Source organism: Brevibacillus sp. B_LB10_24, from assembly GCF_046036945.1.
In the GTDB taxonomy this organism is placed as follows: domain Bacteria; phylum Bacillota; class Bacilli; order Brevibacillales; family Brevibacillaceae; genus Brevibacillus_C.
This window is the reverse complement of the sequence record NZ_JBJQOQ010000007.1, coordinates 67,692-80,943: the sequence shown is the minus strand read 5'-3', so window position 1 is coordinate 80,943 and position 13,252 is coordinate 67,692. Positions and strand designations below refer to the sequence as shown.

At 53.2% G+C, this 13,252-nt stretch carries 14 protein-coding genes; 8 read left to right on the top strand and 6 right to left on the bottom strand.

Going from position 1 to position 13,252, the window contains the following annotated elements:
• Positions 1-70: 70 nt before the first annotated feature.
• Together ACI7RC_RS08990 and ACI7RC_RS08985 are read left to right on the top strand one after the other, a co-directional pair.
• Positions 71-1,702, top strand: a complete 1,632-nt coding sequence (locus tag ACI7RC_RS08990) for a stalk domain-containing protein (RefSeq protein WP_408107906.1) — start codon at positions 71-73, stop codon at positions 1,700-1,702.
• A gap of 111 nt (positions 1,703-1,813) precedes the next feature.
• Positions 1,814-1,993: a hypothetical protein gene (locus ACI7RC_RS08985; protein WP_408108005.1), complete on the top strand. Its 180-nt coding sequence runs from the start codon at positions 1,814-1,816 to the stop codon at positions 1,991-1,993.
• Positions 1,994-2,057: 64 nt separating this feature from the next.
• Here ACI7RC_RS08985 and ilvD read toward each other — a convergent pair whose 3' ends face one another.
• Positions 2,058-3,734: a dihydroxy-acid dehydratase gene (gene ilvD / locus ACI7RC_RS08980; RefSeq protein WP_408107905.1), complete on the bottom strand. Its 1,677-nt coding sequence runs from the start codon at positions 3,732-3,734 to the stop codon at positions 2,058-2,060.
• A gap of 200 nt (positions 3,735-3,934) precedes the next feature.
• On the opposite strand from ilvD, the gene lepB reads away from it, so the two are divergent.
• From lepB to ACI7RC_RS08960, 4 genes are all read left to right on the top strand, one after another.
• On the top strand, positions 3,935-4,456 hold the full coding sequence (lepB, locus tag ACI7RC_RS08975; RefSeq protein ID WP_408107904.1) for a signal peptidase I: 522 nt from the start codon (positions 3,935-3,937) through the stop codon (positions 4,454-4,456).
• Between the two features lie 220 nt (positions 4,457-4,676).
• Entirely contained in the window at positions 4,677-5,174 is a 498-nt protein-coding gene (locus ACI7RC_RS08970) for a Crp/Fnr family transcriptional regulator (protein WP_408107991.1), read from the top strand.
• A gap of 39 nt (positions 5,175-5,213) precedes the next feature.
• On the top strand, positions 5,214-5,687 hold the full coding sequence (locus ACI7RC_RS08965) for a PaaI family thioesterase (RefSeq protein WP_408107903.1): 474 nt from the start codon (positions 5,214-5,216) through the stop codon (positions 5,685-5,687).
• A gap of 149 nt (positions 5,688-5,836) precedes the next feature.
• A complete protein-coding gene (locus ACI7RC_RS08960) occupies positions 5,837-6,967 on the top strand; it encodes a stalk domain-containing protein (protein ID WP_408107902.1) in 1,131 nt (376 codons plus the stop codon).
• A 109-nt stretch (positions 6,968-7,076) separates the two neighbouring features.
• On the opposite strand, the gene ACI7RC_RS08955 is transcribed toward ACI7RC_RS08960, so the two are convergent.
• The 4 genes from ACI7RC_RS08955 to ACI7RC_RS08940 form a co-directional block, all read right to left on the bottom strand.
• Positions 7,077-7,454 (bottom strand): hypothetical protein, encoded by a 378-nt coding sequence (locus ACI7RC_RS08955; protein WP_408107901.1) that lies wholly within the window; start codon positions 7,452-7,454, stop codon positions 7,077-7,079.
• An 82-nt stretch (positions 7,455-7,536) separates the two neighbouring features.
• Positions 7,537-8,577, bottom strand: coding sequence for a C40 family peptidase (locus ACI7RC_RS08950; RefSeq protein ID WP_408107900.1), 1,041 nt, complete (start codon positions 8,575-8,577; stop codon positions 7,537-7,539).
• A gap of 128 nt (positions 8,578-8,705) precedes the next feature.
• The gene (locus tag ACI7RC_RS08945) at positions 8,706-10,049 is read right to left on the bottom strand and encodes a DUF4179 domain-containing protein (protein WP_408107899.1); all 1,344 of its coding nucleotides are present in this window, start codon (positions 10,047-10,049) and stop codon (positions 8,706-8,708) included.
• Positions 10,042-10,461 (bottom strand): sigma-70 family RNA polymerase sigma factor, encoded by a 420-nt coding sequence (locus ACI7RC_RS08940; protein WP_408107898.1) that lies wholly within the window; start codon positions 10,459-10,461, stop codon positions 10,042-10,044. The genes ACI7RC_RS08945 and ACI7RC_RS08940 overlap by 8 nt, the downstream gene beginning before the upstream one ends.
• A 219-nt stretch (positions 10,462-10,680) precedes the next feature.
• Here ACI7RC_RS08940 and ACI7RC_RS08935 point away from each other — a divergent pair, with 219 nt between their 5' ends.
• The gene (locus ACI7RC_RS08935; protein WP_408107897.1) at positions 10,681-11,478 is read left to right on the top strand and encodes an inositol monophosphatase family protein; all 798 of its coding nucleotides are present in this window, start codon (positions 10,681-10,683) and stop codon (positions 11,476-11,478) included.
• Between the two features lie 68 nt (positions 11,479-11,546).
• Positions 11,547-12,209, top strand: a complete 663-nt coding sequence (locus ACI7RC_RS08930; protein ID WP_408107896.1) for a phosphatase PAP2 family protein — start codon at positions 11,547-11,549, stop codon at positions 12,207-12,209.
• Between the two features lie 62 nt (positions 12,210-12,271).
• Here ACI7RC_RS08930 and ACI7RC_RS08925 read toward each other — a convergent pair whose 3' ends face one another.
• Positions 12,272-13,117: an SDR family NAD(P)-dependent oxidoreductase gene (locus ACI7RC_RS08925; RefSeq protein WP_408107895.1), complete on the bottom strand. Its 846-nt coding sequence runs from the start codon at positions 13,115-13,117 to the stop codon at positions 12,272-12,274.
• Positions 13,118-13,252 lie beyond the last annotated feature (135 nt).

Here is a 13,252-nt window from a genome sequence, read left to right as displayed (position 1 = left end):
ATATAGAAAAGATGGTGACTTAATCTCGCTGTCATTGTGAAAAAAAGGAAGGGAGATCAGTGGGAAGTTGATGTTGTGGAAATGGAAGATAGGTTTTCTCGCAGCGGCGCTACTTATCATTCAACCTGGAGTTACATACGCAGCAGACCAAAGTGCACAAGCGGGCGGCGTTCACCTGCCTGTCGGCAATGATCGGCCCCTGGATATCAAGCTTCCTGGAAACGACGGTGTGAAGCGCAAACAGCCGGCACTCCGCGGAGCTGAACACTTCGAAATAAAATGGAGAGTAGAAATGGATCAAGTGTCCAACCTGGTTGCCGATCAGGATGGTGACATGTACTTTGTCGACATAAACTATGTCGTACACGCTATTTTTGAAAATGGCCAAGAGAAATGGACATACAAACTGGATAGTACGGGATTGCGCGGTTTCCCGGAGTTGTATATGGGGAAAGACGGCGTTCTCTACGTTTTAATCGAGGGAGTAGTAAAAGAACAGGACTCCGGCTTGCAGACGAACAAGCCCGGCATCGTTGCTCTGAGCCGGGAGGGCAAGCAGCAGTGGAAGCTGGAGATCCCCAATCTCGTCAGCATCGCCGACGTCTACTTCGATGCGGACGAATACGGCAATGTGACCACGCTGACTGACGGCGGTATCATCGGCATTTCATCCGCGGGGCAGGTCCAGTGGACGAACAAGCAGATCGCCAGATCCATCCTGACCAAGTACCGCGATTCGATTATAACGGAGAATAACATCCTCAAGATCAGGCGGGACAACCAGGGAAACAGCTACGTCACCACCAAGGATCACCATCTATACGGAATTGACCGCGGAGGCAAACTGCTGTGGCAGAAAAAACTGGTGAATGACTATCAAGATTTTTACGCGGCCAAGTCGGGTATGATCATCTTGCTTTCTTCTGCGGGAGCGAGGCTGGTGGACGGCCGTGACGGCACCGTCCAAGAGAGCAATGATTGGCTCGATCAGCAAAAAATCGATGATGTGGGCATCCCCAATGACGGGGAGGGCGGCATCTACCTGAATTTTGATACGAATGGCATCCTCAACGTAGACAAGTCCGGCCGTGTGAAGTGGGAGTACCGGACGGATTACAAAAATCAGCTGGATCTCTATGACGTCAGCTCGGACTGGCAGGGAAACGTCTACTTCAGCAATACGGCGGGCAATCTGTATTCCCTTGACAAGTACGGGAATGAGCGCTTCGTACTGGTGAGAGACAGTGATCTGTTTACTTCTTCCTCTATCGTGATCGGCCATAACGGCAATATGTACTGTTTGACGGAGGATCTCGGTCTGATCTCACTGGGCAAAAAGGAAATACAAGTCTTCCTGGACAACCGCGGCATGTCTTTGAGCAAGCTGCCGATTGACGCCGGTGACAAGGTATACGTTCCGCTAAAAGCCATCTTCGAACAGTTGGGCTGGAAGGTAGAGTGGGATGACGAGACCAAAGCGGTTGTCATGCGGCGCGACAAGCAAATCGTCCGGCTGTCGACAGAGGCCCCCTCGGCAGAAATCAATGGCCGCCCCGTCACGCTGGCGGACAAGCCCAGAGTAATTGAGGGAACGACTTACGTGGCCCACGATTTTATCAGTCTCGCTACCGAAGGGAAAGTGAAGGTAGAGTGGGATGCCAAAACCAAAAACGTGCAGATCAAGGCAAAAAGCAATGGATGAAGCTCTCTATGAAAAAACAACTCCTCTTTCAAAGAAGAGTTGTTTTTTTACGTTTAGATATGAGGAAGGTGGAGATAACTAAGAATAAGTTTTGAAAAGGAGTGATGAAAAGTGGAAATGAGTATGAGTTCAGAGGACGTCATTGCTCAAATTAAGCGGTTGCATGGCAACGGAGAATCACTCAGTAAAAAGTACGTAAAAAAGTCGCACCCGGAATTGATGAAAAACGCCCTTTACTACTATCCGAGTTGGGAACATGCCATACAAAAAACAGGAGTTCTGTCGACCTGATTAATAGCCATGGGAGAAACCCCAGAGAGTGATTCGCTCTCTGGGGTTTCCGTTTGCCCAAGGGTTAAATCTTCATGATGCCGCCCATGCTTGCATTGGTGACTAGTTGTGAATAGCGGGCCAGGTAGCCGGTTTTTACTTTTGGCTCAAAACCTTTCCAAGATGCTTTGCGCTTCTCCAGCTCGTCCGCTGAAACGTTCAAATGGATCTGTCTTTCTTCGATGTCGATGGTGACGATATCGCCGTCCTGCACGAATGCCAACGGTCCTCCTTCGGCGGCTTCCGGAGAGATGTGTCCTACGCTGATGCCGCGGGAAGCGCCGGAGAATCGTCCGTCCGTGACCAGGGCAACCTTGGTCCCCAGTCCCATCCCGACGATTTGGGAGGTCGGAGCCAGCATCTCAGGCATGCCCGGACCGCCTTTTGGCCCCTCGTAACGAATGACGACAACGTGTCCTTCCTTTACTTTGCCGTTCGCGATGCCTGCCAGCGCCTCTTCTTGCGAATCAAAGCAGATGGCTGGACCCTCGTGCTTTTTGATCGATCCGTCGACTGCCCCCGCTTTAATGATCGAGCCCTGCGGAGCCAGGTTGCCGAACAGAACGGCCAGACCGCCCCGTTCGCTGTACGGATTGTCCAGACGGTGGATCACGGCTTCATCGGTGATTTCCGCATCGGCGATGTTTTCCCCGAGAGTTTTGCCGGTAACCGTTATTCGCTCGAGGTGCAGCGCCCCTGCCTTTTTGGACAGCTCTTTCAGGATGGCGGAGACGCCGCCGGCGCGGTGGCAGTCCTCAATGTGGTAGTCGGAAGCCGGAGCCAGCTTGCAAAGGTGCGGGATGCGTTCCGCTACCTGATTGATTCTTTCGATCGGATATTCCATTCCCGCTTCATGGGCGAGCGCCAATGTATGGAGCACGGTATTGGTGGATCCGCCCATCGCCATGTCGAGGGCAAAGGCATCGTCCAGGGCCTCAAGCGTGACGATATCGCGAGGTTTGATGTCGCGCTCGATCAGTTCCATGAGGTAAGCGGCGGTCGATTTTACCAGCTCTCTGCGCTCTGGCGAAGTTGCGAGGATGGTGCCGTTGCCGGGAAGGGCGAGGCCCAGTACCTCGGCCAGGCAGTTCATCGAGTTGGCCGTAAACATGCCGGAGCATGATCCGCAGGTCGGGCAGCCGAACTGTTCCAGCTCTTGCAGCTGCTCGTCGTCGATCAGACCGGCCTGACGGGCGCCTACCCCTTCAAAGACGGAAGAAAGCGAAATGCTGCGGCCGTCTTTTGTCTTTCCGGCAGCCATCGGTCCGCCTGTAATGAAGATCGTCGGGATGTTGACCCGCAGAGCGCCCATCATCATCCCTGGCGTAATTTTGTCACAGTTCGGAATACAGATCATACCGTCAAACCAGTGTGCCGACACGACCGTTTCCAGACTGTCAGCGATAATTTCCCGGCTCGGCAAGGAGTAGCGCATCCCGATGTGGCCCATGGCAATCCCGTCGTCAACACCGATCGTGTTGAATTCAAAAGGAACGCCGCCGGCGGCCCGTACTGCTTCTTTCACAAGCTTGCCAAACTCCTGCAGGTGAACATGGCCTGGAATGATGTCGATGTATGAGTTGCAGATGGCGATAAACGGTTTGTCAAAATCTTCTTCTTTGACACCTGCGGCACGCAGCAGGCTGCGGTGCGGGGCCCGGTCCATCCCTTTCTTGATCATGTCACTTCTTCGTCTCGTCATATTGTTGGCTCCCTTCAAAACATTCTACACTATTAATAATACCGTTCAATCGCCCGACAAAGCAAAGAAATTTCATATTTCCAGCCGTTTTTTTTAGAGAGTTGTCACAAAAAAGAACAGGATTGGTCCATTTTACCTGAAATCTTTTCCTGTATTGGCTCGTAAAAGAAAGTAGGAGGAGAAAGAGAAGGAGGAGTGCGATGAGAAGGCTGTTGAAAGTGATAGGAGATTGGATCCCGCCGATTGCAATTGCTTTGGTGCTGAGCCTGTCTTTCCGCTCGTTTGTCGGGGAAGCGGCAAAAATCCCCTCTGGTTCGATGATCCCGACACTGCAGATAAACGATCGGCTGTTTATCGAAAAAATGATCGATCCGAGCGATTTGCATGACGGGGATATCGTCGTCTTCAAGCCGCCGTTTAAAAGCGAGTACGATCGACTGATCAAGCGCCTGATCGGCGTCGGAGGGGACACGATCGAAATTCGCGACGGCATGCTCTTCCGCAATGGCGAGAAGGTAGACGAGCCATACGTTGAAGAACCGATGAACTATAACTACGGCCCGATTACGGTGCCGGAAGGAAAATTTTTCTTCTTGGGGGACAACCGGAACGACAGCTACGACTCCCATATGTGGCCGACGCCGTTCGTCGATGAGAGCCAGATTATCGGCAAGGCTGTGTTCCGCTACTATCCCTTTAGCGAAATGGAAATGCTGCAGTAAACCCGGACCGGGCCGTCTCGATGGAGGCGCCCGGTTGCTATTTTTTTCGGAAAATTGAAGGGGGTGCGGAGCTTTCGCCCCTTTCGCTGCAGCGGTCGGGATTGCTGGATAAGCCCAGTATGTGCCGTTTCCGTTGTTGCAACCAGACAATATTTGATACTATGGAACACAGGGCAGTCCTGTCATGGGAATCGTTACGTCTGGCAAAGAGGTGGATCACGTGATTTTGCATAAAGGTGAGGTACTGTTTCGGCAGGGGGAAAACGGTCCGCTCTACAAGGTAATGAGCGGCTTGTTAAAAGTGGTTCGACTGCAGGAAGACGGAATGCCCCTTCTGTTTAATCTGCTGCTTCCCGGCGAGTTGATTCCCCATCACTCACTGATTACACCGAAGGAGTATCACGGTACGGCCATCGCTTTGATGACGACTGAAGTAGAAGTCATTCCCGCAGAAGCATGGTACCAGGAACTGGATGAACATCCGGAAATCTATCGGGAAGTGGCTCTGTCTCTGCAGGGAAAATTGAGGATGATGCAGCAGCGGATCGACCAATTGACTCCCTCGTCGCCCAAGAAGCGGCTGGACTTGCTGCAGCGCTGGTTTGACCAGTATTTCCAGGGGATCTCGATCAACCAGCTGCTGACGCAGGAGGAGGTCGGCCAGTTGATTGGGGTTCGCCGCGAGACGGTCAATCGGCTGATGCGGCAAAAACACTGAGCTCATGCTGCAAATGGATAACGAATGGAGGAAACAAAAGTGTTAGCGGATTTGCAAGAGATTTTAACCAACAGCACGGAAGAGGAGCAAGAGATCCTGCGATTGGCGATGCAGGCCATCCGGCAAAGACGCGAATCGGGCAGGGCGTATCCGTCGGGATTTCTCGGTCTTGACGGCAGGTTTGTGGACGAGCGGACCTACCAGTTTATCGTTCCGATCACCTCCTACATGATGAATGAGTTGGGAATCGTCCATGGCGGAATTACCGCAACCCTCGTCGACTGCACGATTGGATCTCTGGTCAATCTCTCGCTGCCGCAGGGAGAATATGCGGTTACGACTGAATTGAAGGTAAACTACATCCGTCCGGGCAAGGGAAAGGCGCTCCGTTCGGAAGCGACAATGATACATCGCGGCAGGAGGCTTGTCATCTGCGAGGGAAAGGTATTCGACGACCAGGAGCAGTTGATCGTCCACGCGACGGGGACGTTTATGATTCTGCAGCGGAACTAGCGCATATCTAAAAGTACAACCCTGCACCCGGGCTATGGGAGCAGGGTTTTCTTGTATGCTTGATCCTCCCGTCATGTAAAAATACACACTCCTTTTGCCGATATAAAAAAATGTTATTATTTTTGAATCTTCATGGGGGGATACAGCTGATGAAAAAGATTATTTCAGGGAGCCTGGTTTTGGCGTTGATGCTTGCGGTATGGACACCGCTTGAAGCGGTACATGCGGCAGATAAACCGGCGAAAGAGTCGAAAGAGAAGGAAAAGGACAAAGAGAAGGCCGAGAAAGAGAAGGAAAAGGACAAAGAGAAGGCCGAGAAAGAGCGGGAAAAAGAAAAAGAGAAAGCCGAGAAGGAACGGGAGAAGGAACAGGAAAAGGCCGACAAGGAGAAGGAAAAGGCCGAAAAAGAACTGGAGAAGGCTGCGGATAAAGCCAAAAAGGAAGAAGCAAAAGCCGTGAAAGAAGCGGAGAAGCTTGCTGAAGAGATCAAAAAGGTGGAGGGTAAGCCCAACGCCGGCAGCCAATCCGCCGATCTGGAGCAAATAAAGCAAGCGACTGCGGCCAAAAAAGCGGCGATCCAGCAGGCTGTCAAAACGAAAAAAGAGCTGATCGAACTTCGTCAGGAACTAAAAAAAACGGGTGAAGTGACAGATGAATTAAAGGAGAAGTACGAGGAGCTTGCCAAACAGCTGGAACAGCAGTCCGAGCTAAAAGAGGCGCTCGAAGTGCAGAAAGAACTGCTTGATCGATTCTACAAGCCCGGCGACCAAGAGATCTACAGCAAATTGGGCGAACTCTACGAAAAGAACGGACAAAAAGGCCTGAAGACCTTTGTCAACGGCAAGGAAGTCGTCATGGCGGATACGCCGTTCATCCAAAATGGCCGTACTTTGGTGCCTGTTCGCGCTATCGGCAACGCCTTGAAGGCTGATGTCAAGTGGGAACCAGAGACCCAAAGCGTGGAAGTCGTACGCGGAGACAGCAAAATTGTTCTTTATCTCGATTCGGACGAAGCGCAGGTAAACGGGGAAAAAATCAAACTGGAAACAAAACCGGTGCTGAAAAACGGGCGTGTCTTCCTGCCGCTTCGCTTTATCGGCGAAAAGCTGAATGCAAAGGTAGGCTACCAGGAGCAGGGGGAATTGATCATCGTCGAAGATCAACAAACGGCCGATCCGGCACAGACGGAGGAAAACGAATCCTTCGACCCTGATGCAAAAGCCGCGCCTGCGAATGAAGCTGCAGCTTCCTCTGATGCATCGAAAGAAAGCAATTTGTAAGAGAAAAAAGCTCCCTGCCTTGCGCACGGCAAGCAGGGAGCCTCAAGGTTACCAGCTGTTTTCTATTCGCGACCTCTGCGGCCAAGCCCTTAAGGTCGTTTCGCTGCGCTCAGGGAATGACCGACATTCCGCTGTACCTGGCGATGTACTGAAGCATTTTTTGCGACAGGGGAACGATAAACTCCATGTCTTCCCGCTCCACGACGCCTGAGCGAGTCACGATCCGGGCCCACTTGACCGCCAGTTTGAAATAATCAGAGCCAAATGTGGTGCGGATCAACTCGGAGCGATGGCGAAACGAAATGCCGGGAGAATCGACCCTGACCGGAATGATGCTGATGATATCGTGTAAAAACAGGTGGTATGTCGTATGGGGTTTTTGAAAAACCAATTCTTTGCTGGTCACAGAGCAGCTTAAACTTTTATTCATCTGTGTCAGTTTTAACTCGCCCTCAAGGTTTTTCAGCCGAATAAAATTACTGTTCATTTGATACCCTCCCCGGGGAGCCGGTTTCACTTATCATAGAGGGTATCGGGCATACGTGCAAGGGTAAAAACCGGAAATAGGCTTAAGGCAGGTAGCGGCGCGCCCCGGCAAACTCAACAGCGTAAGCCGGTTCATCAATCGAGACGATCTCTACGGTCCTGGATGCATTGGGCGAATGAATCATTTTCCCATCGCCGATGTACATCGATACGTGGTGAACGCTGCCTTTGCCGTTGTTGTAGGCGAAGAACAGCAAGTCTCCCGGTTGAAGTTCTTCCTTGCTGACCGGCGTGCCTGCCTTCGATTGCGGGCCGGAGTCGCGCGGGATCGTAATTCCGTGCGATTTAAAGACGGTATGCGTAAAGCCGGAGCAGTCAAAGCCAAAGCCTGAAGTGCCTGCCCAGAGGTAGGGCAGCCCCAAAAACTTCTTCGCCGTGTTGACGAGATCGGCACCCGTCGGAGCGGGGATGTCGGATTCCGACTGATAGATGGCCACATCCGCTTTCGACACCCACTTGTTGCCGCTGTTCGGGGTGATCAGCATGACCTTGTCTCCCATCTCTTTTTGAACGGGCAGCCTTGTGTTATAGCTGACCTCCATAAACTTGTGATTCATGGCGTTTCCGTCGTAAAGCCAGGCCGTCGGGCTGGTCACGATGGCAAACGGACGATCGGAAAACTCGTCCAATCGGTGATTATCCGTCAACTGCACTTTTGGCACCCAGCCGGGATAACCCAGCGTACTTTTCGGAGTGGGTTGTCCTTCCGCAGCTACTTTGATCCAGTCGCCACGCTCCTCCATAATAACCACTCTCGCCCCGTAGAGAGCCTGAGTCTCCAGCATGTCGGCACTAGTGAGCTGCAGTTTTTGCGCCAGGGTCATGCTTCTTGTCCATTTCCACAGGTCTACAGGATTAGTGAGAGCGGGAATATCCACCTCGCGCGTCTTGGACATGCCTTTTTCCGTCCACAAGCTTGCTGCTGCTACATCAACATATGCGGTATCGCCAACCCGAAACTGAGGCTCCTTCGGTTTTTCCGCGGCAAAAGAGAGAACCGGCAGCAGCGATAAAACAAAGGCGAGCAGCAGAACCCCAACCGTCCATTTGCTGATTTTTTTCATGCACATACTCCTCTCCGTCAGGAAAATGTTATTTTCTTGGTCTTATAGTACAATAAAATTCTGACTATTTACATAGAAAAGTGGAACCGGCCCCACATTTCCTGGTGGAAAGCCGGTTCGTCAACAAATTATTTCAGTCGCACCTTAAAAGGCTGGCTGATCCGTGTCGGGTAATTGGTAATCCGAAAGGTCAAGGGACCGGTGTAATCTTCTGTTTTGATGTGGAAGGAGGTCCGCTGAACGCGGCTGCTTTCATCCTCATCGCTGTGTGCGATTGTCGTGGAACCTTCTGTTTGATACGACTTCCCTGCAGCATCTGTAAATTCCGAATCGACGATGGAGTAGGCATGCTTGTCGCCGGGGAGCTGTTCGATGAGCAGATTGATCGTCGTGTATGCTGTTCCTCTGAAGATCGACTCCAGCTGGACGCGCTGATCCGGGACTTTCAGGAGCTTCTTTTCCCCGAGGTCGATGACGAGAGACGATTTGTCTTTGTCCAAGGCCATCAGTTTGCTTCCTCTTACATACAACTCCTTTGCCTGGGAGAAGTAGCTGCTCTCAAAGTAAATCGTCTGTTTCGAATCGCCGATGACGGAAAGGTTGGTATTCAGGACTTCTCCTGTTTCGTCGACGATCTCGAGGTCTTCGAAGCCCATGATGTTTTTTGTGTTGTCCGGATCAAATTCGACGCCAAGTTCAATTCGGGTCGGGTAGATGACCGCTTTGGTGAAGGTGAATTTCTGTCCGGCGATGTCAACGGTTTGATCGACCGGCACGGTTTCTTTCATCCCGGCGAACTTCGAGCGGTCAACGGGGATGGCTACCTCCCAGACGGTATCGGGTCGTTCGATATCGCCAATCAATTTCACCCGCATGATGACTGTGTCAGGAACGGGCAGGTCTTCTCCCATTTGCATGTCGACATGTCCCTTCAAGATGAGGTCATCCGGGTTACTTTCCCCAGATCCACAGCAGGAATATCCGACAGAAAGCGGCTGTCTGTTCCCGTCCAGCAGTTCAACGGATGAAGTCAGCAGTTTTTTGGGTTTGCCCGTCGTGCTTTCCGCGGTGTAAAAAATGTTCAATCTAATTTCGTCCGCGATAATGCTGTCAACCGTCAGGCGTACACCGTCCTTCTCGTCAGAGATCCCCACCGGCTGCACGAAGTCATGTTCGACAGCACGCTGCAAGCCTTGATCATAGCTGATCATTTTTACGAAGTAGGACATGCCGGGCAGCTCGCTGACCAGAGCGGCGAATGCAGGCGACACCCGGATGCTGACGGCAAGCAGAAGGCAGAACACACATACGGCAGCAGAGACAGCGAGGCCCCAGCTTCTTGCCGGGCGTTTTTTCTTGGCGAGCTGCATACCCCGCTCGATGGCCTGATCGAGCTGTTCGGACGCGGGAAGCGGCTGTGCGGCATACTGCTCTTTGATTTTTTGCAGCGCTTGTTCTTCGCGATCAAACATGGAAATCACCATCCTTTTCCAGCAGTTTGCGCAGTTGTGACAACGCCTGATGCAGGCGGGTTTTGACCGTCCCCTCCGGCCGTCCGATCACGCGGGCGATCTCGGCGATGGTCATATCTTCAAAATATTTGAGGATAATCACCTGCTTGTACTTTGGCCCGAGCTGTTCCAGCGCCATACCTAAGTGAACTCTTTCTTGCCGCATATCGTCAGAATGTGACGCATGCTCTTCCGGGACGGTTTCGATCAGCTTCCAGCGCTTTTTTGCTTTCGTCTGGTCGTGACAGTAGTTGAGCAGGATGCGGATCAGCCAGGTTTGGAAGTACTGCGGCTCTCTCAGTCGAGACAACTGCTTGTAAGCCCGGAACGTCGTCTCCTGGACGGCGTCCAATGCGTCCTGCTCATTTTTCAATAGGCGAAAGCCAAGCGGTACAGCTGCTGTTTATGTTCCTGCATCAACTGGTAAAAGGCAGTATCATCGTGCCTGGCTGCCAGTACTAACGAATCTGTAGACAACTTTTTCCACCTCACTATATAGTTAGACTGTGCAGCGGCGAAAAAGGTTTGGTTGATCTTCAGTGCCGGATTGGGTACGATGCAAATACACGCTGAAAAAAGGAGTTTATCCAATATGATCGAGATCGCAAAACAAGCGGCACTGTACGCGGGAGAACTGCTGCGGGAGCGCTTTTCCGAGCAGCTTACCCCTGACCTTGAATCCGACAACGATGTGAAGCTGCCGGAGGATAAAGCGAGCGAGCAGCGCATTATCGAGGTGATCAATCGTCATTATCCGAGCCATACGATTGCTTCCGAAGAGATCGGGATTGTCCAGCGAGACGATGAGTACCTGTGGATCGTCGACCCGCTGGATGGAACGAACAACTATTTTATCGGCCATCCGTACTTTTCTGTCTCCATTGCGCTGCAGCATGCGGGGGACGTCGTGCTCGGCGTGGTCTACAATCCGGTTTCCGGCCAACTGTTTTGGGCCGAACGCGGAGAGGGAGCCTACCTCAACGGCAGGCGGCTGTTCGCCTCTGCCCGAAGAGAATTGCCGAAAGCGGTAGGAACGTACATTCGCGGACGCGATACGGTGACCAAAGAGGAGGAGCTGGCGTTTACTGCCCCGTTCGCCCTGCAATCAAAACGGCTGATGCGGACGATTGCCCCTGCGCTTGACTGGTGTCTGTTGGCCAGCGGCTGGATCGACTATATCGTCATGCAGAAATCTGACATCATGGACGTCGCGGCCGGTATCCTGATCGCCCGGGAAGCGGGCGCCACGATCACCGATTGGAGCGGGGAGGGGTACCGCCATGAGCCGTTCACAATCCCCAGCCTGGCCAGTCTGATCGCAACGGGAGGACCGCTTCACGAGACGATCCGCGCCATGGCGGTTGCCGACAGCGGATCGGAACAGCGGTAACCTGCCATGATCGGATAAGAAACCTGAAGCTATTTGCGAGATACCAGAGTACAGGGAGGCAGACATGTATGGATAGAGGACCAAGACGGGTCATCTGGCTCGGCTTTTTGAGTACGGTTGGATTCGCTCTCGTTGCCTACCTCGTCGCGCGGAATGCTACGGCCCCGTTTGACAGTTTGCTCTCGTCCGCCGTGCAGCGCTTTGAATCGCCGACACTGACGGAGCTGGCACTGGCGCTTTCCTTTATCGGTTCGACAAAGGCTGCTGTAGTGATATCTGTGGTGGTGATCGCCCTGCTGTTTTTTGTGCTCAGGCATCGGAGCGAGCTGGTGCTGTTCATCGCCGCGGTTGGCGGAGCGGCGCTCGTCAACGACTTTTTAAAGCACCTGTTCCAGCGGGAGCGGCCCACTTTGCACCGGCTGGTCGAGGAGACGGGATACAGCTTTCCCAGCGGCCATTCGATGGGGGCGTTTGCCTTGTACGGCATCCTCGTCTTTCTCTTGTGGAAGCACATCCCCTCTCGCATCGGACGAGCACTTCTGCTGCTGTTTGGCGCAGCCATGATCCTGGGGATCGGATGGAGCCGGATCTATTTGGGGGTTCACTATCCCAGCGACGTCATCGGCGCCTACCTGGCCAGCGGGGTCTGGCTGACGGCGTCCATCTGGGTGTATCAGCGGTACCGGGAGCGGGGGCTGAGGCGGCGGAGGAGACATTTTCCCGGAGGGTAAGCAGTGCGAACCGCCGGGGACAGGGGGAGCCTGTTATTCTGGGGTGCAGGGTCCTCTCGGGCTCAACAAGAGGATCTCTCACTCGGGGTTCCATGCAAAAAACCGGCACGCATGCCGCCATCGACTAAGAGGACACTGCCGGTGATGAATGAGGCGGACGCCGAGGTGAGGAAGAGGACGGCATCGGCGACGTCCGAAGCCCGGCCGTAGCGTCCGATGGGCGGAAGCGGCCAGGAGAGATAGTCGTCCTCGGCCTGCAAGGTTTCCCCTGTTTTCACCATGGTTTTCATGCCGGGAGCGATATCCCCGGGGGCAACCACGTTGACGCGGACGCCGTCGGGGGCCAAGTCCAGGGCGAGCATTTTGCCTGCCATGTTCAGAGCCGCTTTGGTGACGGAGTAGGCCCCCGCCAGATTCTCTCCGGAGATGCCGGCATCCGAGGAAATGAGGACGACGGCGCCATTGCTTTGTTTCAACAGTTTGGCTGAAGCCTGAACAGTCATAATCGCCCCCTGGACGTTGACGCGGTAGAGGCTAGCAAGATCCGCTTCGGAAGTCTCCAGCAGCGTTGCCTTGCGTCCGATGCCGGCGGAGCAGACCACTGCGTTCAAGACGCCAAAGCGTTCTTCGATTTGCCCCAGCAGACGATCCAGATCCGTGCGCGACGATACGTCGCCGGGGAAAAATACGCACTGCTGTTCATCGGAGCGTTTTAGCGCTCCGATCGCTTTTTCCGCCTCCATGCCCCTCTGCTCGCATTGGCCGACCAGCGCAATAGAAGCGCCTGCTCTCATATAGGCGGCGGCAATTTCACGTCCAATGCCGGAAGTTCCGCCGGTGATCAAGACGACGTGGTGTGTGAAGTCTGCTCGATAAACGCCTGTTTTGTCATGTTGCTGCGATCCCATGGCCAAAACCTCCTTGCCCAAGTACTTTTTGCTCTTCATTATGATAAGGTGGGGGCAAGAAGATGTCTCCATCCAAAACCTCGTTTGCAAAAGCCAACCAAGCTTGGACTTGGCGTACAGGCAGTATCTTCACAA